At 71.1% G+C, this 25,260-nt stretch carries 23 protein-coding genes and 1 riboswitch; of the genes, 7 read left to right on the forward strand and 16 right to left on the reverse strand.

The genetic code is table 11. The features are described 5' to 3' along the window. Positions 1–10: 10 nt before the first annotated feature. Both KUA19_RS00260 and KUA19_RS00265 read left to right on the forward strand, forming a co-directional pair. Positions 11–1,189, forward strand: a complete 1,179-nt coding sequence (locus KUA19_RS00260) for an acyltransferase family protein (protein WP_217393639.1) — start codon at positions 11–13, stop codon at positions 1,187–1,189. A gap of 22 nt (positions 1,190–1,211) precedes the next feature. Beyond that, on the forward strand, positions 1,212–1,991 hold the full coding sequence (locus KUA19_RS00265) for an SAM hydrolase/SAM-dependent halogenase family protein (RefSeq protein ID WP_217393641.1): 780 nt from the start codon (positions 1,212–1,214) through the stop codon (positions 1,989–1,991). A 235-nt stretch (positions 1,992–2,226) separates the two neighbouring features. Here the strand turns inward: KUA19_RS00265 and KUA19_RS00270 are convergent, their stop codons facing one another. The 5 genes from KUA19_RS00270 to rimO form a co-directional block, all read right to left on the reverse strand. Then, the gene (locus KUA19_RS00270) at positions 2,227–2,679 is read right to left on the reverse strand and encodes a helix-turn-helix domain-containing protein (protein WP_217393643.1); all 453 of its coding nucleotides are present in this window, start codon (positions 2,677–2,679) and stop codon (positions 2,227–2,229) included. Positions 2,680–2,885: 206 nt separating this feature from the next. Further along, positions 2,886–3,425 carry a CinA family protein gene (locus tag KUA19_RS00275; protein ID WP_308167251.1) on the reverse strand — a complete coding sequence of 180 codons (540 nt, stop codon included), beginning with the start codon at positions 3,423–3,425 and terminating at the stop codon, positions 2,886–2,888. Positions 3,426–3,516: 91 nt separating this feature from the next. Continuing rightward, a complete protein-coding gene (locus KUA19_RS00280; RefSeq protein ID WP_217393645.1) occupies positions 3,517–4,356 on the reverse strand; it encodes an arylamine N-acetyltransferase family protein in 840 nt (279 codons plus the stop codon). After that, positions 4,353–4,952, reverse strand: coding sequence for a CDP-diacylglycerol--glycerol-3-phosphate 3-phosphatidyltransferase (gene pgsA / locus KUA19_RS00285; RefSeq protein WP_372451737.1), 600 nt, complete (start codon positions 4,950–4,952; stop codon positions 4,353–4,355). The genes KUA19_RS00280 and pgsA overlap by 4 nt, the downstream gene beginning before the upstream one ends. A 1-nt stretch (position 4,953) precedes the next feature. Further along, positions 4,954–6,459, reverse strand: coding sequence for a 30S ribosomal protein S12 methylthiotransferase RimO (gene rimO, locus KUA19_RS00290; RefSeq protein WP_217393649.1), 1,506 nt, complete (start codon positions 6,457–6,459; stop codon positions 4,954–4,956). 178 nt (positions 6,460–6,637) lie between these two features. Then, a riboswitch (guanidine-III (ykkC-III) riboswitch) is annotated at positions 6,638–6,705 on the forward strand. Between the two features lie 11 nt (positions 6,706–6,716). On the opposite strand from rimO, the gene KUA19_RS00295 reads away from it, so the two are divergent. Continuing rightward, positions 6,717–7,049: a CBU_0592 family membrane protein gene (locus KUA19_RS00295; protein ID WP_217393651.1), complete on the forward strand. Its 333-nt coding sequence runs from the start codon at positions 6,717–6,719 to the stop codon at positions 7,047–7,049. Between the two features lie 126 nt (positions 7,050–7,175). Here KUA19_RS00295 and KUA19_RS00300 read toward each other — a convergent pair whose 3' ends face one another. From KUA19_RS00300 to thyX, 5 genes are all read right to left on the reverse strand, one after another. Then, positions 7,176–8,291 carry a low temperature requirement protein A gene (locus tag KUA19_RS00300; RefSeq protein WP_217393653.1) on the reverse strand — a complete coding sequence of 372 codons (1,116 nt, stop codon included), beginning with the start codon at positions 8,289–8,291 and terminating at the stop codon, positions 7,176–7,178. 34 nt (positions 8,292–8,325) lie between these two features. Continuing rightward, positions 8,326–10,791: a DNA translocase FtsK gene (locus tag KUA19_RS00305; protein WP_217393655.1), complete on the reverse strand. Its 2,466-nt coding sequence runs from the start codon at positions 10,789–10,791 to the stop codon at positions 8,326–8,328. 265 nt (positions 10,792–11,056) lie between these two features. Beyond that, entirely contained in the window at positions 11,057–12,742 is a 1,686-nt protein-coding gene (locus tag KUA19_RS00310; protein WP_217394624.1) for a ribonuclease J, read from the reverse strand. 123 nt (positions 12,743–12,865) lie between these two features. Next, positions 12,866–13,762 carry a 4-hydroxy-tetrahydrodipicolinate synthase gene (dapA, locus tag KUA19_RS00315; protein ID WP_217393657.1) on the reverse strand — a complete coding sequence of 299 codons (897 nt, stop codon included), beginning with the start codon at positions 13,760–13,762 and terminating at the stop codon, positions 12,866–12,868. Between the two features lie 41 nt (positions 13,763–13,803). Further along, positions 13,804–14,547, reverse strand: a complete 744-nt coding sequence (thyX, locus tag KUA19_RS00320) for an FAD-dependent thymidylate synthase (protein WP_217394625.1) — start codon at positions 14,545–14,547, stop codon at positions 13,804–13,806. A 164-nt stretch (positions 14,548–14,711) separates the two neighbouring features. Between thyX and KUA19_RS00325 the strand changes: the two genes are divergently transcribed. Both KUA19_RS00325 and KUA19_RS00330 read left to right on the forward strand, forming a co-directional pair. Next, positions 14,712–15,197 carry a toxin-antitoxin system HicB family antitoxin gene (locus KUA19_RS00325; protein ID WP_217393658.1) on the forward strand — a complete coding sequence of 162 codons (486 nt, stop codon included), beginning with the start codon at positions 14,712–14,714 and terminating at the stop codon, positions 15,195–15,197. An 18-nt stretch (positions 15,198–15,215) separates the two neighbouring features. Then, positions 15,216–16,016 carry a DUF4097 family beta strand repeat-containing protein gene (locus KUA19_RS00330; RefSeq protein WP_217393660.1) on the forward strand — a complete coding sequence of 267 codons (801 nt, stop codon included), beginning with the start codon at positions 15,216–15,218 and terminating at the stop codon, positions 16,014–16,016. A 183-nt stretch (positions 16,017–16,199) separates the two neighbouring features. Here KUA19_RS00330 and KUA19_RS00335 read toward each other — a convergent pair whose 3' ends face one another. Together KUA19_RS00335 and KUA19_RS00340 are read right to left on the reverse strand one after the other, a co-directional pair. Further along, positions 16,200–16,616 carry a DUF2752 domain-containing protein gene (locus tag KUA19_RS00335; protein ID WP_217394626.1) on the reverse strand — a complete coding sequence of 139 codons (417 nt, stop codon included), beginning with the start codon at positions 16,614–16,616 and terminating at the stop codon, positions 16,200–16,202. A gap of 77 nt (positions 16,617–16,693) precedes the next feature. Continuing rightward, positions 16,694–17,911, reverse strand: coding sequence for a winged helix-turn-helix domain-containing protein (locus tag KUA19_RS00340; RefSeq protein ID WP_217394627.1), 1,218 nt, complete (start codon positions 17,909–17,911; stop codon positions 16,694–16,696). Positions 17,912–18,049: 138 nt separating this feature from the next. Between KUA19_RS00340 and KUA19_RS00345 the strand changes: the two genes are divergently transcribed. Further along, the gene (locus KUA19_RS00345; RefSeq protein WP_217393661.1) at positions 18,050–18,616 is read left to right on the forward strand and encodes a GNAT family N-acetyltransferase; all 567 of its coding nucleotides are present in this window, start codon (positions 18,050–18,052) and stop codon (positions 18,614–18,616) included. Here KUA19_RS00345 and KUA19_RS00350 read toward each other — a convergent pair. Next, positions 18,512–19,822 carry a glycosyltransferase 87 family protein gene (locus KUA19_RS00350; RefSeq protein ID WP_217393663.1) on the reverse strand — a complete coding sequence of 437 codons (1,311 nt, stop codon included), beginning with the start codon at positions 19,820–19,822 and terminating at the stop codon, positions 18,512–18,514. The genes KUA19_RS00345 and KUA19_RS00350 overlap by 105 nt on opposite strands. 49 nt (positions 19,823–19,871) lie before the next feature. On the opposite strand from KUA19_RS00350, the gene KUA19_RS00355 reads away from it, so the two are divergent. Then, positions 19,872–20,444, forward strand: a complete 573-nt coding sequence (locus KUA19_RS00355) for a GNAT family N-acetyltransferase (protein ID WP_217393665.1) — start codon at positions 19,872–19,874, stop codon at positions 20,442–20,444. Between the two features lie 153 nt (positions 20,445–20,597). Here the strand turns inward: KUA19_RS00355 and dapB are convergent, their stop codons facing one another. The 3 genes from dapB to KUA19_RS00370 all read right to left on the reverse strand — a co-directional run bounded on the left by dapB (position 20,598) and on the right by KUA19_RS00370 (position 25,218). Continuing rightward, positions 20,598–21,353, reverse strand: a complete 756-nt coding sequence (gene dapB, locus KUA19_RS00360) for a 4-hydroxy-tetrahydrodipicolinate reductase (protein WP_217393667.1) — start codon at positions 21,351–21,353, stop codon at positions 20,598–20,600. 139 nt (positions 21,354–21,492) lie between these two features. Continuing rightward, entirely contained in the window at positions 21,493–22,827 is a 1,335-nt protein-coding gene (locus KUA19_RS00365; protein ID WP_372451755.1) for a M16 family metallopeptidase, read from the reverse strand. 63 nt (positions 22,828–22,890) lie between these two features. Continuing rightward, a complete protein-coding gene (locus tag KUA19_RS00370; protein WP_217393669.1) occupies positions 22,891–25,218 on the reverse strand; it encodes a polyribonucleotide nucleotidyltransferase in 2,328 nt (775 codons plus the stop codon). Between the last annotated feature and the right edge of the window lie 42 nt (positions 25,219–25,260).

Consider the following 25,260-nt stretch of genomic DNA (forward strand, 5'->3'; position numbering starts at 1 on the left):
GCTGCGGTTCATGACCAGCGCCCCACCCGCCCGACGAGACACCTATGTGGACTTCCTGCGGGCGTTGAGCCTCATCGTGGTCGTGGTGTGGCACTGGGCCTTCACCATCCTCGACTGGCGCGCGGACGGGCCGCACGCGACCAGCCCGCTCGGCTTCACCCGAGGATTGTGGCTGGCCACCTGGCTGTTCCAGGTCATGCCGCTGTTCTTCTTCATCGGCGGCTACGTGCACCTGCGCAGCTGGGAACGGGCCCAGACGCGGGGCGTGAGCATGGGCGCGTTCGTGTGGCGGCGAGTACGGCAGCTGACCATCCCGGCCGGGATCGTGCTGCTGGTATGGATCGGGCTGGGTTCGCTGATCGGGACGTACTTCAACCTCACCGGCGTCGGCCGGGCGGTGAAGCTGGTGGTCAGCCCGCTGTGGTTCCTGGCCGTGTACCTGATGCTGATCGCGCTGCTGCCGATCGGCCTGTGGCTGCACCGCAAGGCGGGCCTGCTCGCCCTGGTATGGCTGGCCGGAGCGGCGATGGTCGTGGACGTGCTGCGGTTCGACCGGGGCCTGGAGGACATCGGCTGGCTCAACATGGTGCTGGTCTGGGGCCTGTGCCACCAGGCGGGCTTCTTCTACCAGAACGTCGTCGACTCGCCCCGCCGCAACGACTGGGCGCTGCTGTGGCTGGGCCTGTTCGGCCTCACCGGCCTGGTCGGCTCCGGGCTGTACCCGGGCTCGATGGTCGGCGTACCCGGCGAGCGCTTCTCGAACATGGCCCCGCCGACCTTCGTCATCGTGGCGCTGCTCATCTTCCAGATCGGATTCGTGGAGCTGCTGCGGCCGCGCATGCAGATCCTGCTGCAGCGTCCCCGCTGGAAACGCGCCAACGAACTGATCAACGAATTCTCGCTGCCGCTGTACCTGGTGCACACCACCGGAATGGCGCTGTTCCTGTTCCTGACCTGGGTGCTGTTCGCCTTCGACATGGACAAACCGGCCGATGTGGACCTGGGCTGGTGGCTCACCCGCCCATTGGCCATCATCGGCCCGCTGATCTGCACCGTGCCGGTGCTGCTGCTCTTCCGTCGCCTGCAACGCGGGCACTTCAGGTCGTCGACACAGGTCACCGTGCCCGCCCAGGCCGGACCGGCCTCGATCGACACTCCGCGGGAGATCGGGACGCCCGGCAGGCCGTGACAGCGGCGTTAAGTTGATGGGTATGGCCGGATACGACTGGATTTCGTTCACCACCGACTACGGGCTGTCGGACGGGTTCGTGGCGTCCTGCCACGGCATGATCGCCCGAACCGCGCCACAGCTTCGCGTCATCGACGTCAGCCACCAGATCCCGCCCGGCGACGTCACCCGAGGCGCCGCCGTGCTGGCCCAGACCGTGCCCTACCTGCCCCCGTCGGTGCACCTGGCCGTCGTCGACCCCGGCGTCGGCACCGTACGCCGCGCCGTCGTTCTGCAGACCCCGAACGGCCTGCTCGTCGGCCCCGACAACGGACTGCTCGGCTGGGCCGCCCAGGCCCTCGGCGGGATCGAGCGGGCGGTCGAACTGGCCAGCACCGACTGGTTCGCCCCCACCGTCTCGCGCACCTTCCACGGCCGCGACGTGTTCGCCCCGGCCACCGCCCGGCTCGCGCTCGGTGCCGACCTGGGCGAGGCCGGGCCCGACCTGGCCGCCGACAGCCTGGTGCGGCTGCCCGACCCGGTGATCGCGCTGGGCGACGGCTGGCTGGAAGCCGAGGTGCTGACCGTGGACCGGTTCGGCAACGTGCAGCTCGCGGCGTCCGGCGAGGCGCTGGCGGCACTGCCGGACCGGCTGACCGTGGGCGGCTGCCGCGCCGTACGCGGCACCACCTTCGCCGACGTGCCCTCCGGCGGGCTGGTCGTCTTCGCGGACTCGGCCGACCGCATCGCCATCGCCGTCAACGGTGGCCGGGCCGCGGTCATGCTCGCCGTCAACCCCGGCGACATCGTCCGCATCTCCTGACCGCGCCCAGCGCGGCGCGCCCGCCCAGCGCCGCGCGCCCGCGTCGCGTGAGGCTGCAGTTTCGGGGAAAGTGCGCGAATTCGCCCCATGATTCCAGCACTTTCCCCGAAAGTGCGGCAATGAGGGAGCCCTCACACGCGGACTCGCGCGGAGGGCTCGGGTTGAGCGGTGTCGCCCGGCCACGTACGGGCCGGGCGATGGGCAGGGTCGGGCCTACGAAGGTGCCCGGCCCAGGTCAGACGCCTACGACCTCGCGGCCGCGGGTGCTGCCGGGGTTGGTGGGTCGGGTGTTGCGGGTCGCCCGCAGCGTGGTGCGCAGCGGGTTGTCGCGGCGTACCGTGACCGAGACCTGGCCGTCGGTGGCCACCTCGGTACGCGGTCGAGCCGAGATCGGCTCCAACGGCTTGTCCTGACCACCGCGCGGCAGCGGGGGCGTCAGCACACCCTCGACCTGCTCGGCGACAGCCATCGTGTCACTGACCTCGCGCAGCACCTCGGACAGCCGCGCCCCGAGCGCGTCGCAGATGGACGTCAGCAGTTCGCTGGACGCTTCCTTCTGACCACGCTCGATCTCCGAGAGGTAACCGAGGCTGACGTTGGCAGCCGTGGAGACCTCGCGCAGGGTTCGATGCTGTCCCTGCCGACGGGCACGGAGGGCATCACCGATCACTCGACGCAAAAGCACCATGTCGCACCCCCTGCTCTAGTTCCCCGTAACCAGCAGCCGATATGCCGTCAGCCGCCGGTTGTCACCGACGGCTGAGATGAACCGTACTCTCTCTGTGCCAGATCGACACCCCGCCCCGCCGATGCGGGTGTCCGACTCTTCCAGCGCCTCCCGCCATAGTGGCACAGATCACCAAACCCCGCGCCACCCTTTCCGAACCGCGGAAATCAGGCTGTCGCCCGCCACAGCAGATCCAGTACGGCATCGACGCTGGTCGCTCGCACCGCGGCCCGGTCACCGCGCACACGCAACTCGACCACGTCGCTCAGCCCGTCCGGCCCGGCGAGTCCCACGAACACGGTTCCGGCCGGAATGCCGTCTTGCGGACCGGGTCCGGCGACCCCGGTGGTCGACAGCCCCCAGTGGGCGCCGCACCGCTCGCGGGCGCCCCGCGCCAGCGCGACCGCCACGTCCGGGTCGACCGGCCCGCGCTCGGCCAGCAGGGCCTCGTCGACCCCGGCCAGGCTGTGCTTCAGGTCGGTGGCGTAGACGACCAGCCCGCCGCGCAGCACCCGGCTCACCCCCGGCACCGTCACCAGCGTGGCCGTGAGCAGGCCCCCGGTCAGCGACTCCGCCGCCGCCACGGTTTCGCCGCGCTCGACCAGCCGCGACACCAGCGCGTCCACCCGGCCCGCCCCGGTGGCCCCGTTCCCCAGGCGCCGCCGGTCCAACTCCGTCATCGCGACGTCGTCGTCCCTGGCGCTCACGCGACCCGTCCCGCGAGCTTGGCGGCCCGGTCGTCGTTGGCGCTCACGCGACCCGACCCCGTGCGCTCGGCCGCCCAGTCGTCGTTGGCGCTCACGCGACCCGACCCGCGCGCTTGGCGGCCCAGTCGTCGTGGGCGGTACGCACCGACGGCCACAGCCGGTCCAGGCCGTCGTCGATCAGCCCGAACAGGTCGGCCAGGGCCTGGCGCCACTCGTCGCGGCTGAGCAGCTCCTGCTCCTCGCGCCCGTAGTCGTCGAGCGTGGTCAGCACGCAGCCGCGCAGGATCTGCACCTCGCGGCCGGTGCGCCGCATCGCGGTGAAGACCTGGGTGAACGGCGACTTCGGTGAGGTCGACAGGTGCGAGTGCGCTCCGCCGAAGTCCTCGATCTCGGCGGGCGCGGCGATGACGTCGCAGGCCAGGAAGGACCCGGTCGGGTCGTGGTGCAGCCGCCAGCCGGGCTCGTCGCGGGGCGTCTGCGCCAACGCGTACCCGAACGGGCCCTGGCGGTGGTCGCCGTGGCGCAGCGGCAGCGGCTCGAAGAACGCGTCGCCAAGGCCGGTGTCGGCGAACCACACGCCGTCCGGGTGGGCGTCGTCGGGCAGGTCGTGCACCAGCAGGGCGAGGTGGTTGAGGTCGGCGGTGACCTGGGTCAGGTCGCTGACGACGTACCCCCGATGCATGGTCACGGTGAAGCCCAGCTCGCGCAGCAGCGCGGCGAAGGCGCCGTTGAGCTGGAAGCAGTAGCCGCCCCGGCGGCGCACCACCCGGTCGACCGACTCGGCCTGGTCGACCGTGCCCGGCCGCCCGAGCATGATCTCCATGTTCGTGTACGGCACCCGGTGCACGTGGGCGCGGTGCAGCTCGTGCAGGAACTGCGGTGACGGCGGTTTGCGGCTGACCCCGAGCAGCCGCAGGTAGGCATCGATCACGAGCCGAGCTTAGGAGTCCGGCGCCGCAGCCGCATCGCGGCGACGACGTAGTCGATCCCGGTGACCACGGTCACCACCAGCGCCGCGCCCATCAGCCACGGTCCGACCGAGGCCCACGGCTGCGGGAACGGCCACAGGTACCACGCGATCGCGGCGATCTGCAGCACGGTCTTGAGCTTGCCGCCGCGGCTGGCCGCGATCACGCCGCCGCCGTACCGGATCACCAGGAAGCGCAGCAGCGTCACGCCCCACTCCCGGATCAGGATCACGATGGTGACCCACCAGGGCAGCGCGTCGTACACGCTGAGCAGGATCAGCGCCGAGCCGGTCAGCGCCTTGTCGGCGATCGGGTCGGCCACCTTGCCGAACGAGGTGACCAGCTCGAACCGGCGCGCGATCCAGCCGTCGATGTAGTCGGTCGCCGAGGCCACCCCGAACGCGATCGCGGCGGCGATCCGCCACTTCGTGTCGGTCATGCCGGAAACGACCACCAACATCACGAAGACCGGGACGAGGATGATCCGAACCACGGTGAGGATGTTGGCGGCATTGAGCACGGGTGGCACCCGGCGTGAACGTTCCTGCACGACCGACACGTTAGCCAGCCACGGCGAGCAGCGGCGAGTGATCGCGTGGCGCGGCGTCGAGCATCAGCGTCGGGACTGCGACAAGGTCGACCCCCTCGGTGCCGGTGACCCGCGCCCGGACCAGGTCACCGGGGCGCAGCGCGGCGAGATCCACGCCTTCTGCTCCGGCCACCAGCGTGGTCGAGCCGTCGACCTCGGGCGCCTGGTGGGCGCCGCGACCCTCGACCACGCCACCGTCCACGCTGTCGACCAGCACGTCCACGAGGGTGCCCAGGCGCTCCTCGGCCCGCTGGCCGCACAGCTCCTCGACCAGGGTGAGCATCTTGTCGTACCGCCGCTTGACCGTCGCCGAACCGATCTTGCCGGCCATGCCCGCGGCCTCGGTGCCGTCCTCGTCGGAGTAGTCGAACACGCCGATCGCGTCCAGCCGCGCCGCGCTGACGAAGCGCACCAGTTCCTCGAAGTCGGCCCGGGACTCGCCCGGGAAGCCGACGATGAAGTTGCTGCGGGCGCCCGCCTCCGGCGCCAGCTCACGGGCCGAGGCCAGCAGCTCCAGGAACCGCTCGGTCGAGCCGAACCGGCGCATGCGCCGCAGCACCGGCTCGGCCGAGTGCTGGAACGAGAGGTCGAAGTACGGCGCCACGCCCGGCGTCGTCGCGATCGCCTCGACCAGGCCCGGCCGGGTCTCGGCGGGCTGCAGGTAGCTCACCCGCACCCGCACGATGCCCGCGATCGCGGCCAGCTGCGGCAGCAGCTTCTCCAGCGCGCGGGGGTCGCCCAGATCCTTGCCGTATGACGTCGAGTTCTCACTGACCAGCACCAGCTCCCGCACACCCGTCCGGGCCAGCCACTCCGCCTCGGCGAGCAGCTCGTCAGGCGTACGGCTGACGAACGAACCCCGGAACGCCGGGATCGCGCAGAACGAGCAGCGCCGGTCGCAGCCGCTGGCCAGCTTCAGCGACGCCACCGGGCTGCTGTCCAGCCGGTGGCGCAGCACCGGGCGCAGGTGCGCCGGGGTGTGCTCGTCGTTGGTGAACGCGGCGTGCCCCGGCACGATCACGCCCGTGTCCCGCCGCTTGGCGGGCGCCACCGGCAGCAGCTCGCGCCGGTCGCGCGGGGTGTGCGAGTCCACCTGCTCGCCGCGCAGGACGGCATCGAGGGTGTTCGCGATGGTCGGGTAGTGGTCGAAGCCGAGCACGGCGGCCGCCTCGGGCAGGCTGCCCGCGAGGTCCTTGCCGTAGCGCTCGGCCATGCAGCCGGCGGCCACGACCTTGGCGCCGGTGTCGGCGGCGGCCAGCAGCGTGTCGATCGAGTCCTGCTTGGCCTTCTCAACGAAGCCGCAGGTGTTGACGAGGACGACGTCGGCGCCCTCGCCGTCGGTGCTGACCTGCCAGCCGTCGGCGGCCAGGCGCGCGGCCAGCTCCTCGGAGTCGACCTCGTTACGGGCGCAGCCCAGGGTCAGCAGAGCGACCCGGCGCGCGGGCTGTTCGGTGGGTGACGGGGAGGTTGCAGGCACTCGACAAGGCTACCGGGCGCACCCGACACACCCACCCCAACCTCCACCCCCGTGTATGTAACCCACGCCACCCCCGAGGTAAGGAAGGGCCCCTTCTTCTCGTTTTGCGTATAGGAAGGGCCCCTTCTTAACTCGCTGTCGCGGACCGCCGGTCGAGCCGCCGCGCTAGCCTTGGGTGCGGCGGCGCCCCGACCGCGCCGTTCCGGACGAGAGCTCGCCGTACCCGGCCCGACAAGACGGCGCGCAGAACCACGCGCATGAATCATGACGTTCTGCAGGTCATCGGCGCGCTGACCGTCCTCGGCGGCTACGTGGCCGCCCAGCTGGGCCGCACGACGACCCGCTCGATCGGCTATCTGGTCGCCAACACCGTGGGCGCGGGCCTGCTCGCCTGGTTGGCCTGGCTCGGCCGCGACTGGGGCTTCCTGCTGCTGGAGGGCACCTGGGCCGCGGTGTCGGCGGTGTCGCTGTACCTCGTCCTGCGTCGCGGCGCTGCGCCCGCCCCGAGCAGCTCGGAACCCGCCCCGGCGCGAGCACGCGAGCACCCGTCAGCCGCTGGCACGCGCGCACCCGTCACGAACAGCCGCTGACGGCCCGGTGGGCGCCCAGCCACGCCCGCCCGGCCTGCACCCGCGGGTCGCGGATGAGGTCGTCGACGCCCGCACCGTTACGAAGGGGCCCTTCTACTACGGAAAGCGATAACAAGGGGCCCTTCCTTACCTCGGGGAGGGGTGGGGCGGGCGGGACTCGATGGTGATGACGGTGGCGAGGAGGGCGGCCAGGGTGGCCAGCTGGGCGAGGGTGCTGACCAGGCCCAGCGGGATGGTGGCCAGCACCGCGAGCGCGCCCAGCAGGCGGTAGCGGCGTCGTCCGATGCACAGCACCCAGCGGAACAGCACGTCCCCGAGCAGGAACACCGCGATCCCGCCCGCCAGCAGCAGCGCGTACGCCGGGTACAGGTGTCCCCCGGCGTACAGCACCGCCTTCTTCACCCCGGCCGCGAAGACCACCACGCCCAGCAGCAGCGGTACGTGTGCCCAGCCGAAAGCGTGCAGCGCCGTACGACCGCGCCGCGCCGACGGCACCGAATCCAGCGCGTGCTCGGCCTTCACATCGTCCCCGCCGAAGTACAGCCACCACAGCAGGAACGACAGCAACAGTCCCAGCCCGGCGACGCCCAGCCGGGCCGGGGTGAGCTCCAGCCCGGCCGCCCCGGCGCCGATTGCGACCACCGACTCACCCAGCGCGATGATCACGATCAGCCCATGGCGCTCGACGAAGTGCGCCGAGGAGATGCTCCACTCCGACAGCGGGTGCAGGTACGGCGAGGCTGCCATGACCGCGATCGCGGCCAGCCACAGCCAGGTCCGCCAGGGTTCGGTGACGATGCCGCCGCCGAGCACCAGCGCGGCGCTGAGCAGGTTGAGCCCGAACAGGTGGCGCATCGCCGTGGGCGCGACCCGGAACAGCAGCCCGCTGTGGATCAGGTTGACGAGGAAGTATCCGGCGCCGAAGACCCAGCCGCTGCCTGCGTACGCGCCCGGGACGGCGAGCGCGATCATCAAGAACCCGAACATGCCGAGCAGCAGCAGTCCGCGGCGTACGTGGTCGGTGGGGGCGAGGTGGTTGGTGAGCCAGGCGTAGCCGTCGTACATCCACCAGATCATCAGCAGCAGGACCACCACGCGCCCGGCGCCGGACCAGGTCGGGTGCCCGGCCAGCAGCGCGGTGAGCTGGGTGACGGTGAAGACGAAGACCAGGTCGAAGAAGAGTTCCAGGGTGGACACGCGGACGACCGGCTCGCGGTCGACTCCGACAGAGGGGTCGGTCACCGCGCCATCCTAGATGATCATCCGTCCACAGAGGTCACTCGTCCACGCCGAGGTCGGCGAGCACCTCCGCCAGCTCGTCCGGCTTGATCAGCACCTCGCGGGCCTTGGAGCCCTCGGACGGCCCGACGATGCCGCGGGTCTCCATCAGGTCCATCAGCCGCCCGGCCTTGGCGAAGCCGACCCGCAGCTTGCGCTGCAGCATGCTGGTCGAGCCGAGCTGCGACACCACCACCAGCTCGACCGCCTGGATCAGCAGCTGCAGGTCGTCGCCGATCTCCTCGTCGACCTTCTTCTTGCCCTCGGTCGGCACCGCCAGCACCTCGGGCTTGAACTCCGGCTGGCGCTGCCGCTTGCAGAACGCGACGATGTCGTTGATCTCGTTCTCGGCGACCCAGGAGCCCTGGATGCGCTGCGGCTTGCTGGCGCCCATCGGCAGGAACAGGGCGTCGCCGCGACCGATCAGCTTCTCGGCGCCGGGCTGGTCCAGGATGACCCGCGAGTCGGCCAGCGAGCTGGTCGCGAACGCCAGCCGCGACGGCACGTTCGCCTTGATCAGACCGGTCACCACGTCGACCGAGGGCCGCTGGGTGGCCAGTACCAGATGGATGCCCGCGGCACGCGCCAGCTGGGTGATCCGCACGATCGAGTCCTCGACGTCGCGCGGGGCGACCATCATCAGGTCGGCCAGCTCGTCGACCACGACCAGCAGATAGGGGTACGGCGTGAGCACGCGCTCCGAGCCCGGCGGCGGCTTGATCTGCCCCGCCCGCAGCTTGCGGTTGTAGTCGTCGATGTGGCGCACCCCGGCCGCGGCCAGGTCGTCGTAGCGCATGTCCATCTCGCGCACCACCCACTCGAGGGCGTCGGCCGCCTTCTTCGGGTTGGTGACGATCGGGGTGACCAGGTGCGGGATCCCCTCGTACGAGGTGAGCTCCACCCGCTTCGGGTCGACCAGCAGCAGCCGCACCTGGTCGGGCGTGGCCCGGACCAGGATCGACACCAGCAGCGAGTTCAGGCAGCTGGACTTGCCCGCGCCGGTCGCGCCCGCGATGAGGATGTGCGGCATCTTGGCGAGGTTGGCCACCACGTAGCCGCCCTCGATATCCTTGCCCAGCGCCACCACCATCGGGTGCGTCTCGCTGGTGGCGATGCGCGAACGCAGCACGTCGCCGAGGGCCACGTCCTCGCGGTCGGTGTTGGGGATCTCCACGCCGACGGCGCTCTTGCCCGGGATCGGGCTGAGGATGCGCACGTCGGGGCTCTTCACCGCGTACGCGATGTTGCGGGACAGGGCGGTGATCCGCTCCACCTTCACCCCGAGCCCGAGCTCCACCTCGTACCGGGTGACGGTCGGGCCGCGGGTGAACCCGGTGACGGCGGCGTCGACGTCGAACTGGTCGAACACGTGCGCCAGCGCCGCGATGACCTCGTCGTTGGCCTTGGACCGACTCTTGGCCGCCTCACCCTGCTTCAGCAGGTTCGGCGGCGGCAGGGCGTAGTCGCCGCCGAGGCTGGGCAGCAGCAGCTGCTCCGTCCTGGTCGGCGGCGGGGTGTGCTGCGGCGGCTCCGGCCGCTTGCGCGGCGGCTTGGGCAGCCGGTCGATGGCGACGGTCTCGTGCTCGGCGAGTTCGGGGTCGAAGTCCTCGTCGCCGGGCTCCGGCGGCGGGTTGAACGCGGCGGGCGGGGTGAGCCGCTTGCGGCGCGGCGCCGGGATCTCCTGCGGCTCGTCCTCGTCCGGGGGCGGCGCGCCGGTGCCCAGCATCATGTCGCGTGCCGCGGCCAGCCGCTCCGGGATCTTGTTGACCGGGGTCGCGGTGACCACGAGCAGACCGAACCCGAGCAGGATCAGCAGCAGCGGTACGGCCACCCAGGCCGTCACCGCGCTGTCCAGGCCGCCGCCGAGCAGCTTGCCGAGCAGGCCGCCGGCGTACTCCATCTGGATCGGGTCGACCGGGTGCTGCGCGATGTGCAGGATGCCGGTGCTGGACACGGCCAGCGCGGTCCAGCCGACCACGCCCCGGCCGCGCTGGGCCGGATCGGGCTCCGAGCGCATCGCCCGGATCGCCGACACCGCCAGCAGCAGTGGCAGCGCGGCAGCGGTCGCGCCGATGAAGAACCTGATCGTGGTGGCGAGCCACTCCCCGAACGGTCCGGCGCCGCCGCCCCAGATGGCGACCCCGAGCAGGATCGCCGCGCCGAGCAGCAGCAGGCCGACGCCGTCGCGGCGGTGCTCCGGGTCGAGGTCGCGCGCCTTGGCCGCCTGGCTGCCCGCCGCGCGGGCGATCCAGCCGACGCCGTGCGCCACGGCCATCCATATCGCACCCAGGCCACGTCCGACCAGGGCGACAGGGTTCACGGTCAGCCGCGGCCGCCGCGCACGCGACCGGGCCGCCGGTCGTCGCGCGGGGGCGTTACGGCCCGCCTGTCGGGTACGCGCAGCCGTCGCCTTCGTCGGCGTGGCAGCTCGACGACGGCTTGAAGAGGAGGTACGGCCCGCCATGCCTCACACGGTAGAGGAGATCATCGACAACTCCTCGCTTTTCCCCCCGTGTCTCCCCGTCCATCTCAGACCCCCCACCCCCTTTTCCCGTCGATCATGAACTTATGGCGCGGTTCGACGGCGTGTCCTTGACACAGCCTCCTGTTGACCTCGGCAACCCGCGACGCTCGCAGGCCCGGCGATCAGGAAGTTGTGCCCACGACACGCCGTTGAACCGTGCCATAAGTTCATGATCGACGTGGAGAGGGTGGCACAGCCGCGGGAGTCAGACCTCCAGGACGGTGGGGACGATCATGGGGCGGCGGCGGTAGGCCTCGTTGACCCAGCGGCCGACCACCCGGCGGACGATCTGCTGGAGCTGGTGGGAATCCGTCACGCCGTCGAGGGCCGCCCGGTCCAGCGCCTCGGTGACCAGCGGCAGGGCCGGGTCGAAGGCGGCCGGGTCCTCGGAGAAGCCCTTGGCCGACAGCATCGGCCCACCGACGACCTTGCCGGTGACCGAGTCGACCACCACGGTGACCGCGATGAAGCCACCGTCACCGAGCACCCGGCGCTCGGTGAGCAGGCTCTCGCCGACGTCGCCGATGGCCAGACCGTCGACGTAGACGTACCGGCTCTTGACGTGGCCGACCAGCTTGGCGTGGCCCTCGACCAGGTCGACGACGTCGCCGTCCTCGCACAGCACCACGCGGTCCGCCTGCACGCCCGACTCGACGCCGAGGCGGGCGTGGGCGCGCAGGTGGCGCCATTCGCCGTGCACCGGCATCAGGTTGCTGGGCTTCACCACATTCAGCAGGTACAGCAGCTCCCCGGCCGGGGCGTGCCCGCTGACGTGCACCTTCGCCACGTCCTTGTGGATCACGGTGGCGCCGGCGCGGGCGAGCTGGTTGATCACCCGGTACACGCTGGTCTCGTTGCCGGGCACCAGCGAGCTGGCCAGCACCACCGTGTCGCCGGGGGCGACGGTGATGTGGCGGTGGTCGCCGGTGGCCATCCGGCCCAGGGCGCTCATCGGCTCGCCCTGCGACCCGGTCGACATCAGCACGATCTCGTCCGGCGGCAGGCTGGCCGCGTCCTCCAGGTTGACCACCTGGCCGGGCTTGACCCGCAGCAGGCCGAGGTCACGGGCGATGCCCATGTTGCGGACCATGCTGCGGCCGATGAGGGCGACCTTGCGGCCGTTCTCCTCGGCGGCGTCGAGCACCTGCTGCACCCGGTGCACGTGCGAGGCGAACGAGGCCACGATGATGCGGCCCTTCGCCTTGTGGAAGATCGAGGCCAGTACCGGGCCGATCTCCTTCTCCGGGGTGACGAAGCCGGGGATCTCGGCGTTGGTCGAGTCCGACAGCAGCAGGTCGACGCCCTCGGCACCCAGGCGCGCGAACCCGGCCAGGTCGGTGATGCGCCCGTCCAGCGGCAGCTGGTCCATCTTGAAGTCGCCGGTGTGCAGCACCAGCCCCGCGTCGGTGCGGATGGCCACGGCCAGCGCGTCCGGGATGGAGTGGTTGACCGCGAAGAACTCCAGCTCGAACGGGCCGAGCCGCTCGCGCTGCCCCTCGCTCACGGTCAGCGTGTACGGCGTGATACGCCGCTCGGCCAGCTTCGCCTCGATCAGCGCCAGCGTGAACTGCGAGCCAACCAGCGGAATGTCGCTCTTGTGGGCGAGCAGGTACGGCACCGCGCCGATGTGGTCCTCGTGCCCGTGCGTGAGCACGATCGCCTGCACGTCCTCCAGGCGGTCCAGGATCGGGGCGAAGTCGGGCAGGATCAAGTCGACGCCCGGCTGGTCGGCGGTGTCGGGGAACAGCACGCCGCAGTCGACGACGAGCAGTTTGCCGCCGAACTCGAACACCGTCATGTTCCGGCCGATGGCACCCAATCCGCCCAGCGGGATGATGCGCAGGCCGCCCTCGGGCAGCGGCGGCGGTGCGCCCAGACTTGCGCTACGCACCGCGTCCAAATTCGCTGCGGTCAATTAATCTCTCCTTCGGGCTTGGCGGCTTTCGACATGCCGCCAATCTGTCGGCACGCGCGGCGTGCCGTTCTGCTGGCGGCTCGACGCCGCCGGTACGTCTTAGAGCGCCGCGCCCGCCGCCGCGCAGTCGGCGCGCAGCTGGGCCAGTTCGGCCTCGGTCGCGTCCACCAACGGTGCGCGCACCGGGCCCGCGGGCAGGCCGCGGGTGTTCAGCGCGGCCTTGGTCAGGATCGTCCCCGCGGTACGGAAGATGCCGGTGAACAGCGGCAGCAGCTGCCGGTGCAGGCGCAGCGCGGTGGCGACGTCGCCCCGCTCGTACGCCTCGATCATCTCTTTGGTGCCGGGCCCGATCAGGTGGGTCGAGGTGCCGACCACGCCGACCGCGCCGACCGACAGCAGCGGCAGCGTGTTGGCGTCGTCGCCGGAGTAGAAGGCCAGCCCCGTGTCGCGCATGACCCAGGAGGCCGCCGTCAGGTCGCCCTTGGCGTCCTTGACCGCCACGATGCGCTCATGCTCGGCCACCCGGCGGAACGTGTCGGTGGCGATCGCGGTGCCGGTGCGGTGCGGAATGTCGTACAGCATGATCGGAAGTTCGGAGGCCTGCGCCACCGCCAGGAAGTGCCGCTCGACCCCGGCCTGCGGCGGCCGGGAGTAGTACGGCGTCACGAGCAGCAGGCCGTGCGCGCCCGCCCGCTGCGCGCCGTGGGCCAGCTCGATCGTGTGGTGCGTGTCGAACGTGCCCACCCCGGCCAACACCTGCACCCGGTCGCCGACGGCCTCGACCACGGCGCGCACGAGAGTCTCCTTCTCGGCGTCGGTGGTGGTGGGCGACTCACCGGCGGTGCCGTTGATGACCAACGCGTCGTTGCGCTGCTCGTCCACGAGGTACGCGGCAAGCTTGGCGGCTCCGTCGACATCGAGGGAGCCGTCCTGGCGGAACGGGGTGACCATCGCGGTGATCAGGCGGCCGAAGGGCCGGTGAGCGTCGTACGTCATGCACACAACCTAGCGGAATACCGTGGGTGCCAGCCCTGGCCTCAGGACTCCCAGGTGAAGACGCTGGAGGCGATCTCCGTGCCGTCGGGCAGGGTACTGATGGTGAAGTCGCCGAACACGTTCGGCGCGAGCTGCTGGAGGTGGCGCAGCGTGGCCACGGCCAGCTCGCGGATCTCCACGTCGGCGTGCTCGGTGGCGCGCATGGCGATGAAGTGCCGCCAGGCGCGGTAGTTGCCGGTGACCACGATCCGGGTCTCGGTGGCGTTGGGCAGCACCGAGCGGGCGGCCTGACGGGCCTGCTTGCGGCGCAGGGTCGCGTTGGGCACGTCGGCGAAGGTCGCCTCCAGGCCCTCCAGCAGCTCGTTGTACGCCCGCACCGCGGCCTCGCTCGCCTCGACGAACTTCTTGTGCAGCTCCGGATTGGCCGCGATCACCTCGGGCTCGACCATGGCCGCGTCACGCTCGGGGACATACCGCTGGGACAGCTGGGAGTACGAGAAGTGCCGGTGCCGGATCAGCTCGTGCGTGAATGAACGTGACACGCCGGTGAAGTAGAACGTGGCCGTGCCGTGCTCCAGCACCGACAGGTGCCCGACCTCGAGGATGTGCCGCAGGTAGCCCTCGTTGGTCGCGGTGGCCGGGTTCGGCTTGGTCCAGGACTGGTAGCAGGCCCGCCCGGCGAACTCCGCCAGCGCCTGGCCGCCGTCGGCATCGGTATCCCACTCCACGTCGGCCGGAGCCTGGAAGTTCGTCCACGCGATCAACTGCACCGAAGGCTTCACGATCTCAGTCACAACGGCTGATCCTAGTGGACCGACCCCTTCTGGCTGCTCGCGGGAGGCGAGGGTCACCCTTGCGCGCGAGTGACGCCATCTATGACGTCACTACCGTCAAGACGACGTCAGAATTGACGCTTGCATGACGTCACTTCTGACGTCATAGTGGTGTCATGGACCTGTCCCCGTACCTCGACTCCCTGCGGCGGGATCTGACCGCGACCGCCGCACCCGGCGGTGAGGAGACCGCCCGCGTGGCGGACCTGCTCGCCACCGCGCTGGACGCCTCGGCCCGGCTGTGCCTGATCGAGGTGCTCGCCGACGCCACCGCGGAGATCACCACCAAGCTCGACGGCGCGACCGTCGAGGTCCGCCTGCGCGGCCGCGAAGCCGACCTGGTGGTCACCACCACCGCGACCCCGGCGGAGACGCCGGAAGCCGCACCGGCCGCACCCGTCGTGGAGAGCGGCGACCTGACCCGGCTCACGCTGCGCCTGCCCGAAGGCCTCAAGGAGGGCGTCGAGCGCGCCGCCGCCGCCGAGGGCATCTCCGTCAACGCCTGGCTCGTCCGGGCCACCGCCAACGCGCTGCGCGGGCCGATGCCCGCACCCCCGACCACCCACCACGGGCGCCGGATCACCGGCTTCGCCCAGGCCTGAAACGGCGAGGAGCCGACCATGAACCGTGAGTTCCCCTGCAACGGCACCATCCACGCCGACCTGAAGTTGTCGGCCGGACGTCTCGAGGTCGTGGCGGGCGACCGCCAGACCGCGACCGTCAGCATCACCCCGCTGGACAGCAGCGAGGCCAGCGCCCAGGCCGTCGAGGAGTGCCGGGTGGAGCTGGTCGACGGCCACCGCCTGCTGGTCAGCGCCCCCGAACACGGCGGCTGGCGGCTGTTCCGCCGCGCGAAACTGCTGGTCCGTGTCGAGCTGCCCGCCGACAGCGCGTTGAGCGTCAGCATCGCCTCGGCCGACGCGAGCATCACCGGTCGATACCACGATGTGGTCGTCAACACCGCCAGCGGTGACGTCGAGGTCGAGCGAGTCACCGGCGACACCAGCGTCAACACCGCCAGCGGCGATGTCCGACTGGGCGAGGTGGGCGGTGCGCTGCGGGTCAAGAGCGCCTCCGGCGACGTCCGCACCGGACAGGTCGGCGGCGAGATCACCGTGCACACCGCCAGCGGCGACGTGGAGATCGAAGCCGCGGCCCGCGACGCCAAAGTCACCACCGCCTCGGGCGATGTCGCGTTCGGGATCACCCGGCAGGGCGAGATCCGGATCAACACCGCCAGCGGCGACGTGACCGTCGGCGTCGCGGCCGGTACGGGAGTGTGGCTCGACGTGAACACGGTCTCCGGGCGCACCGCCAGCGATCTGTCCATGCCGGGCTCGCCCGTGGCGACGGGCCACAGCCTGACCATCAAGACCCGCACCGCCAGCGGTGACGTCACCCTGCGCCGCGTCAACGGGTGATCCGTGTCGCCGGAGAGCGGACGCCTCCTCCCGCCCCCGGCGACCCGGGCCGCGACAGCCCCGCTTTTGAATAGACACTGGCCTATCCAGAGGACGAAATCAGCGAAGTCGCCCTCTGGATAGGCCAGTGTCGATGCCATGTCGGGGCGAGACGCCCTCGTCGATCCGCCGAGGCGGACCGGGTCACACGAAGAAGTACGTGAACGGGGCCCAGGGCAGGTTGCGCAGCACCATGAAGACACCCCACGCCCCCAGGAACAGCCCCACCAGCTTCGGCGTGATCCGCAGCTGCGGCAGCTTCCACCGGAACGTGGTGTTGCCCGCCCACGCGACGTACATGTAGATCAGGAACGGCACCGCGAAGGTGAAGAGCAGGTGGTGGCGGGCCGCCGCGGGCAGGTCGCCGTGCATCAGGTACCAGGCCGCGCGCGTACCCCCGCAGCCCGGGCAGTCGAACCCGGTGAGCAGCTTGACCAGGCAGGTCGGGGTCGCTTCCGCGGGGTTGTTGGTCGGGTCGACCAGCAGCGTGTATCCGAGCGCGCCGCCGATGCAGCCCAGCGCCGCCAGCGGCACCGCCCAGCGGGGCGTGTGCGCGCGCATCCACTCGACGAACCGGCTGGCCCGGTCGACGGGCGGCGGGGCGAAGTGCCCGGCGTCAGGGTACGCGGAGGCCTCAGTCACACCACTGAACTTACACTGCCACGCACACCCGCATCGGCCAGCGCCGAGGCCAGATCACCCCGTTCGGGCGGGGCCACCTCGGACAGCCCCAGCCAGTCGGCCAGGCGGCGCAGCTCCACCGCGAGCGCCTGGGCGGTGACCTGCGGGTCGACGCCCGGCTCGGCCCACGCGGCGGGCACCCGCAGCACCCCGGCGCGCCGGTCGGCCTTGAGGTCGACGCGCGCGGCGAACCGGTCGCCGTGCAGGAACGGCAGCACGTAATACCCGTGCACCCGCTGCTCCTGCGGCACGTAGATCTCGATGCGGTAGCGCAGGTCGAACAGCCGCTCGGTGCGGCCGCGTTCCCAGATCAGCGGATCGAACGGGCTGACCAGGGTCGACACCGACACCCGGCGCGGCATCGCGGCGTCACGGTGTCGCCACGCCCGCTGCTTCCAACCGCGCACCTCCACCGGCACCAGCACGCCCTCCTCGGCCAGGTCGGCGATGGCGGCCCGCGTCCCGTCCAGCGGCAGTCGGAAGTAGTCGCGCAGCTCCGGCTCGGCGGCCACGCCCAGACCGCGGGCGGACAGTTCGACCAGGCGCCGGTACGCCTCGGCCGGTTCCGGCGTGGGCGTGTGCACGACCGCGGCGGGCAGCACCCGGTCGGTCAGGTCGTACAGCCGGGCGAACTGGCTGGTGCGCCCGGCGGAGGTGATGTCGCCGGCGTAGAACAGCCACTCCAGCGCCTTCTTCACGTCCGACCAGTTCCAGCCCCAGTTGTCCTTGGGCCGTGGCACGTCCTGCTCGATCTGCGCGGCGGTCACCGGACCGCGCTCGCCGACCTCCTTGAGCACCCAGGCGACCAGGTCGGGACGCTGCACGGCGATGCTGCGCGGCCCACCCCAGGCGCCCTCGGCCCGCGCCATCCGCCACCGGAACAGCGGCTGCAGCTGGACCGGCAGCAGCGAGGCCTCGTGTCCCCAGTACTCGAACAGCCAGCGCGGCCGTCGGGCGCTCGCCGAATCCAGCACAGTCGGGTCGTACGCCCCCAGTCGGCTGTAAACCGGCAGGTAGTGCGCCCGCTGGAGCACGTTGACGGAGTCGATCTGCAACAGTCCGGTGCGGCCGACCACCACCTTGCGCAGGTGCCGCGCCTCGATCGCGCCCTTGGGCGCCCGGTCGGTGAACCCCTGGGCCGCCAGTGCCATTCGCCGTGCCTGCGCGATCGTCATCGACTCCACGCCGCCCGACGCTACCCCCACCCCACGACACTCTTCCTCGGTGCGCCGCGGCCGCGGCGCACCGAGGTAAGGAAGGGCACCTTCTTATCGCTTTGCGTTGTAGAAGGTGCCCTTCCTAACATCCCCAGCATGGGGAGCGAGGCACGCGACAGCGTGATCACAGTCAGGGCGGAAACAGTCACGGACTGCGCGGCGGTCGCGGCGCTGCACATCGAGTCGTGGCGGGCGGCGTACGTCGGGATCGTCCCCGACCATGTCCTCGCCGCACTCGACGTCGAGCAGCGCACCCGCGAACGCGTCGAACGGCTGAGCGTGTCCGACAGCCCGTTCACGAACCTGATCGCGGTCGACACCGAGCCGGTCGGCTGGGTGTGCTTCGGGCCGTACCGGGAGGAGGGCCACAGCCTCGGCGGGAGCCTCGACGCCCAGGTCGGCGAGATCCTGGCGTTGTACGTACGCTCCGACCGCTGGGGCACCGGCGTGGCCGACCGGCTCATCGAGGCGGCGCTGGCCGGGCTGCCCCAGCCGGAGGTGCGGCTGTGGGCGCTGACCGAGAACACGCGGGCGCTGCGGTTCTACGCCCGCCACGGGCTACGCCCGGACGGCACGCACTCGACGTTTCGGCCGCGCGGCAGCGACGTCGACATCCCCGAGCTGCGCTGCACCCTCATCCGGGAACTCGGGCAGCTCGGGTAGTTCCGGGGCCGGTCGCTGGGTGATCGGGGTCAGCAGGAGCAGGGCGAGGCAGATCCAGACGTAGGCGTTGGCGCCGAAGAAGACGGCCCAGCCGCCGACCCGGTCCTCCCACAGCCACACCACCCGGCTGGTCAGGATCACGTACGACCCCGCCGCCAGCCCCAGTAGCGCCCACCGGCGTCGTCGCGAGCGACGGTTAAGAAGGGCCCCTTCTTCTACGGATTGCGATAAGAAGGGGCCCTTCCTTACCTCAAGGCCGTGCTGGAGGAGGAGGACGAGGGCGGGAATCAGCCAGACCAGGTGATGCACCCACGTCACCGGGCTGATCAGCACCCCCACGATGCCCGTGTACGCCAGCCCCGCCACCTCGTCGCCCTGCGCGGCGGCGCGGCGGCAGCGCACGAACCAGAGCGCCAGCACGCCGAGCACCAGCACCGCCCAGACGGCCTTGCCGCCGGGCACGTCCCCGATCCGGGCGATCATGCCCTGCAGGGACTGGTTCGAGATGAACGACAGCACGCCGACCCGGTCGGTGTCCCACAGCGCACTGGTCCAGAACTCGCGCGTGGCGTCGGGGGCGACCGCGGCGGCCAGCAGGGTGGCCCCGGCGGCGGTGCCCGCGGCGGTGGCGGCGGCCCGCCAGCGGCGGGTGATCAGCAGGTAGACGATGAAGATGCCCGGGGTCAGCTTGATCGCCGTGGCCAGGCCGATGCCGACGCCGGTCCAGCGGCTGCCGCGCGGGGCGAGCACGAGCAGGTCGAACGCGACCAGCCCCAGCAGCAGCATGTTGACCTGGCCGAACAGGAAGGTCTCGCGCATCGGCTCGTACACGGTGACCAGGCACAGGGCCAGGGCCACCACGAACCAGCGGTCCCAGCCCCGCTGCCGGGCCAGCGGGGTGAGCAGCCGCCGCAGCAGCCACCAGGTGACCAGGGCGGTCGCGGCACAGCTGAGCACGATCGCCACCGGCCAGGCGAGCACCGCCATCGGCAGCATGGCCAGCGCGGCGAACGGGGGGTACGTGAAGCCGTACGTGCTGCGGGGCCGGAAGAAGTCGTAGATCTCGCCACCGGACACCCAGTACCGGACGGCGCCGTAGTAGACGTTGAGGTCGAAGAAGCCGTGCCGCTGCGCGAACAGCGCCACGAACACCAGCGCCGCGACGGCTGCCGCCGCCACGATGGTGATCTGCCTGGCCCGGCTCAAACCTCATACCTCCTGATCAGTGCACCCGGCCGCTCGGTACGCTTTCGGCATGGCTGTCGGGTTCGTCCGGCCGGCGCGTCTGGACGACGTCGGCGAGATCGCGCGTATTCAATTGACGACCTGGCGGGTCGCCTACAGACGCCTGCTCCCCCGGCACGTGCTCGAACAGCTCGACGAGTCGTTCCTGCGCGAGCAGTGGGCCGAGGCGGTCTCCGCCCCGCCCAGCCCCCAGCATCGGGTGCTGGTGGCGGTCGAGCAGAACGCCGTCGATCAGGCGGTCCAAGAATACGTGGTGGGCTTCGCGGCGTCGGGGCCGTTCGACGAGGCGGCGCTGGCCCCCGGCGAGGATCACATCGGCGCGGGCGAGACCGTGGCGGCCGTCACAGACCTGCTGGTCGAGCCGCGTTGGGGGCGTCGTGGGCACGGCAGCCGCCTGCTGTCGGCCAGCGTCGACCTGTGGCGCACCGACGGGTACGCCTCGGCGGTGTGCTGGGCGTTCGACCGTGACGCGGCCACCCGCAAGTTCCTCACCTCGGCGGGCTGGGCCCCCGACGGCGCGACCCGCGCCCTCGACGTGGACGACATGCTCGTCCCCCAACTCCGCCTGCACACGCTCCTGTAGCACCCCCGCTTCGCTTCGACGCTGGCCCATTCAGAAGACGACGCTGGCCCATTCAGAAGACGACGCTGGCCCATTCAGAAGACGATCAAGCCATGATTCGTCTTCCGGATAGGCCAGCGTCAATCAAAAGTGGGGGCCGACAGCGGCACCCGACTAGAGCAGGGCGTCCAGGCCCACGGTCAGGCCGGGGCGCTTGACCACCTCGCGGATGGCCAGCAGCACGCCGGGCATGAACGACACCCGGTCGAACGAGTCGTGCCGGATGGTCAGCGTCTCGCCGGTGGCACCGAACAGCACCTCCTGGTGGGCGACCAGCCCGGAGGCGCGTACGCTGTGGATCTTCACGCCCGCCACCTCGGTGCCCCGCGCCCCGGCCATCTCGTCCGTGGTCGCGTCAGGCATGGCGCCCATCCCGGCCTCCTCACGCGCCCGCCCGACGAGCCGGGCGGTGTGCAGGGCGGTGCCGCTGGGCGCGTCGACCTTGCGGGGGTGGTGCTGCTCGATGATCTCGACGGACTCGAAGTATCTCGCGGCACGGGCGGCGAACTCCATCATCAGCACGGCGCCGATGCCGAAGTTGGGTGCGATCACGACCCCCACGTCGGGCTTGTCCGCCAGCCAACCCCGCACCTGCTCGATGCGCGCGTCGGTGAAGCCGCTGGTGCCCACCACCACGTTGATGCCCTGGTCGATGCACCAGTGCAGGTTGTCCAGCACGGCCTCGGGGTTGGTGAAGTCGACGACGACCTGCGCGCCCGCGTCGGAGGCGTTGAAGAGCCAGTCACCCTGGTCGATCATCGCGACGAGGTCGAGGTCCTCGGCTCCGTCCACCGCGCGGCAGACCTCGACACCCATCCGGCCGCGCGCGCCCAGCACACCGACCCGAATCGGCTCCACTGCTTCAGTCACGCGCCCAACCTAGCCGATGCTCCGGACTCCGGTGCGGCGACCACGCAGGACACCACATTCCGGAACCGGAGCGCAGGTCAGGACAGCATTCCGGAACCGGAGCGCAGGTCAGGACAGCATTCCGGAACCGGAGCGCAGGTCAGGACAGCGCGCCCTCGTCGAACGGGCCGACCACCGCCAGCGACATCGGCACGGTCAGCACCTCGGCGGCGATCGCGTTGGCATCGTCGATGGTGACCGCGTCGATGCGGGCCAGCAGCTCGTCGACGTCCATCAGGTCGCCGTAGAGCAGCTCGCCCTTGCCCAGGCGGCTCATCCGCGACCCGGTGTCCTCCAGCCCCAGCACCAGCGAGCCCTTGAGCATGCCCTTGCCCCGGCGCAGCTCCTCGGCGGTGATCCCGTTCGCGGCCACCTCGGCGAGCTCGGCCCGGACCAGGTCCAGCACCTCCTGCGCCTTGGCCGGCGCGCAGCCGGCGTAGACGGCGAACGAGCCGGTCTCGGCGTACTGCGAGGTGTAGGAGTAGACCGAGTAGGCCAGGCCGCGGGTCTCGCGGATCTGCTGGAACAGGCGGCTGGACATGCCGCCGCCGAGCACGTTGTTGAGCACGCCGAGGGCGAAGCGCCGCTCGTCGTGGCGGTGCAGCGCGGGGCCGCCGAGCACCAGGTGCGCCTGCTCGGTGTCGTCTTCGCGCAGCAGGGTGCCCGCCGGAAGCGTCCTGACGGTGGCCAGGGCCGAGCGGGTGGGCTCGGGCGCGGCGTCGGGGGCGTCGCCCAGCGGCGTACCCTCGAACGCCTTTTTGACCAGCTTGACCACGGTGGTGTGGTCGAGGTTGCCCGCCGCCGCGATCACGATCACCGGCGGGGTGTAGCGGCGCCGGTAGAAGCCGTGGATCTGCTCGGGGGTCATCGGGGTGATCGTCTCGATGGTGCCCGAGATCAGGCGTCCCAGCGGGTGGTCGCCGTACAGCACCTCGGCGTGCAGGTCATGCACCTCGTCACCGGGCTCGTCGGCGTGCATCGCGATCTCTTCGAGGATCACGCCGCGCTCGGTCTCCACGTCCGCCTCGGCCAGCACCGAGTCGGCGACCGCGTCGCACATGACGTCGATCGCCAGCTCCAGGTCGGCGTCGAGGACCCGGGCGTAGAAGCAGGTGTACTCCTTGGCCGTGTAGGCGTTGGTCTCGCCGCCGACCGCCTCGATCGCCGCGGAGATGTCCAGGGCCGAGCGCTTGCGCGTGCCCTTGAACAGCAGGTGCTCCAGGAAGTGCGAGGCGCCGCCGAGCTGCGGGGCCTCGTCGCGCGAGCCCACCCCCACCCAGATGCCGAAGCTGACGCTGCGCATCGCGGGCACGGCCTCGGTCAGGATGCGCATGCCGTTGGGCAGCACCGTCCGCCGGACCGTGCCGCCGAGCGGGTCGCTGATGTCCACGCGGGTTTCCGCCTTGACCTGGTTGAAGGTACGGGCAACGGGCACAGCCCGCGCAGACTCGGAGGTCTGCGCGGGCTGTGCGCTGTCTTGCTGTGCGGTCACCGACGGTCAGTCGCGACGGGTACGACGACGGCGCTCGCTGTCGTCGCCGCCGCGCGGACGGTCGCCGCCGCGGTCGCCGCTACGCGGCCGGTCCCCACCCTCGCGCGGAGCCCGGTCGCCACCCTCGCGGGGGGCCTTGTCGCTCACGATCGGGTTGCCGTCAGGGCCGATCTTGTCCAGGTAGATCTTGCCGCGGGCGTCCACGTCCGCGATGATCACCTCAACCTTGTCGCCGACGTTGAGGAAGTCCTCGACCTTGTCGACCCGCTTGCCGTCGCCCACCTTCGAGATGTGCAGCAGGCCGTCGCGGCCCGGCGTCAGCGAGACGAACGCGCCGAACGCCGCGGTCTTCACCACGGTGCCCAGGAAGCGGTCGCCCACCTTCGGCAGGGTCGGGTTCGCGATGGCGTTGATCCGGTCCACCGCGGCCTGGGCCGAGGGGCCGTCGGTCGCGCCGACGTAGATCGTGCCGTCGTCCTCGATCGAGATCTCGGCGCCGGTCTCGTCCTGGATCGCGTTGATGGTCTGGCCCTTGGGCCCGATCACCATACCGATCTTGTCGACCGGGATCTTGACGGTGGTGACGCGCGGCGCGTAGTCGCTCATCTCCCCCGGCGAGGCGATGGCCGCGGCCATCACGCCGAGGATGGTGCCGCGCGCCTCGTGGGCCTGCTGCAGCGCACCGGCCAGCACGTCCGACGGGATGCCGTCGAGCTTGGTGTCCAGCTGCAGCGCGGTCACGTAGTCCGGGGTACCGGCGACCTTGAAGTCCATGTCACCGAACGCGTCCTCGGCCCCGAGGATGTCGGTCAGCGTCACGTACTTGGTCTTGCCATCGACCTCGTCGGAGATGAGGCCCATGGCGATACCCGCGACCGGCGCCTTCAGCGGCACACCGGCGGCCAGCAGCGACATCGTGGACGCGCAGACCGAGCCCATCGAGGTCGAGCCGTTGGAGCCCAGCGCCTCCGACACCTGCCGGATCGCGTACGGGAACTCCTCGCGCGAGGGCAGCACGGGCACGAGTGCCCGCTCCGCCAGCGCGCCGTGGCCGATCTCGCGGCGCTTGGGCGAGCCCACCCGGCCGGTCTCACCGGTCGAGTACGGCGGGAAGTTGTAGTTGTGCATGTAGCGCTTGGTCTTGGCCGGCGACAGCGTGTCCAGCGCCTGCTCCATGCGCAGCATGTTCAGCGTGGTGACACCCAGGATCTGGGTCTCGCCGCGCTCGAACAGCGCCGAACCGTGCACCCGCGGCAGCACGCCGATCTCGGCGGTCAGCGCGCGGATGTCACGCAGGCCCCGGCCGTCCATGCGCACGCCGTCACGCAGCACGCGGTGGCGCACCTCGTACTTGGTGAGCGAGCGGAACGCCGCCGGCAGCTCCTTCTCGCGCCCCTCGAACTGGGGCGCGACCTGGGTCAGGACCTTCTCCTTGACCAGGTCGAGAGCTTCCTCGCGCTCGGCCTTGCTGATGATCTTCAGCGCCTCGGCCACCTCGGTGCCCGCCGCCGCCTTGACCGCCGCGTACGCGTCGTCCTGGTAGTCCAGGAACACCGGGAACTCGCCAACCGGCTTCGCGGCGACCGCGGCCAGCTCGCTCTGCGCCCGGCACAGCTCCCGGATCGCGGCCTTCGCCGCCTCCAGGCCGCTCGCCACGACCTCCTCGGTCGGGGCGGTCGCACCGGCGGCGACCAGCTTGGCGGTGTGCTCGGTGGCCTCCGCCTCGACCATCATGACCGCGACGTCGCCGTCCTCCAGCGTCCGGCCGGCGACCACCATGTCGAAGGTGGCCCGCTCCAGCTCGGCGTGGGTCGGGAAGGCGACCCACTGGCCGTCGATGTGCGCCACCCGGGTCGCGCCGATCGGGCCGCTGAACGGCAGACCGGCGAGCTTGGTGGACATGCTGGCCGCGTTGATGGCGACCACGTCGTACGGGTGGGCCGGGTCGAGCGAGAGGACCGTCTCGACGACCTGGACCTCGTTGCGCAGGCCCTTCACGAACGACGGGCGCAGCGGCCGGTCGATCAGACGGCAGGTGAGGATGGCGTCCTCGCTGGGACGGCCCTCGCGGCGGAAGAACGAGCCCGGGATGCGACCCGCGGCGTACATCCGCTCCTCGACGTCCACCGTCAGCGGGAAGAAGTCGAACTGGTCCTTCGGGGTCTTGCTCGCGGTGGTCGCGGAGAGGACCACCGTGTCGCCCAGCTGGGCGATGGCCGAACCAGCGGCCTGGCGGGCCAGGCGGCCCGTGGAGAACGTGATCTCGCGCGTACCGAACGCGCCGTTGTCGATCACTGCCTTGCTGTGCTGCTCGCCGAGTGTGCTCTCGGTCATGAAGCTGTGTGCTCCTTCTGTCTGCGGCACGCCGCCGCCCAC

Origin of the sequence: Catellatospora tritici (assembly GCF_019083965.1) — a bacterium.
Classification (GTDB): domain Bacteria; phylum Actinomycetota; class Actinomycetes; order Mycobacteriales; family Micromonosporaceae; genus Catellatospora; species Catellatospora tritici.

Coding starts and splice junctions, on each gene's coding strand:
- KUA19_RS00345 (WP_217393661.1), top strand. CDS start 18,050: ATGGGGAGCGAGGCACGCGACAGCGTGATCACAGTCAGGGCGGAAACA.
- KUA19_RS00325 (WP_217393658.1), top strand. CDS start 14,712: ATGGACCTGTCCCCGTACCTCGACTCCCTGCGGCGGGATCTGACCGCG.
- KUA19_RS00260 (WP_217393639.1), top strand. CDS start 11: ATGACCAGCGCCCCACCCGCCCGACGAGACACCTATGTGGACTTCCTG.
- KUA19_RS00265 (WP_217393641.1), top strand. CDS start 1,212: ATGGCCGGATACGACTGGATTTCGTTCACCACCGACTACGGGCTGTCG.
- KUA19_RS00270 (WP_217393643.1), bottom strand. CDS start 2,679: ATGGTGCTTTTGCGTCGAGTGATCGGTGATGCCCTCCGTGCCCGTCGG.
- KUA19_RS00295 (WP_217393651.1), top strand. CDS start 6,717: ATGAATCATGACGTTCTGCAGGTCATCGGCGCGCTGACCGTCCTCGGC.
- KUA19_RS00335 (WP_217394626.1), bottom strand. CDS start 16,616: ATGCGCGCGCACACGCCCCGCTGGGCGGTGCCGCTGGCGGCGCTGGGC.
- KUA19_RS00330 (WP_217393660.1), top strand. CDS start 15,216: ATGAACCGTGAGTTCCCCTGCAACGGCACCATCCACGCCGACCTGAAG.
- KUA19_RS00355 (WP_217393665.1), top strand. CDS start 19,872: ATGGCTGTCGGGTTCGTCCGGCCGGCGCGTCTGGACGACGTCGGCGAG.
- KUA19_RS00370 (WP_217393669.1), bottom strand. CDS start 25,218: ATGACCGAGAGCACACTCGGCGAGCAGCACAGCAAGGCAGTGATCGAC.
- KUA19_RS00305 (WP_217393655.1), bottom strand. CDS start 10,791: ATGGCGGGCCGTACCTCCTCTTCAAGCCGTCGTCGAGCTGCCACGCCG.
- dapA (WP_217393657.1), bottom strand. CDS start 13,762: ATGACGTACGACGCTCACCGGCCCTTCGGCCGCCTGATCACCGCGATG.
- KUA19_RS00340 (WP_217394627.1), bottom strand. CDS start 17,911: ATGACGATCGCGCAGGCACGGCGAATGGCACTGGCGGCCCAGGGGTTC.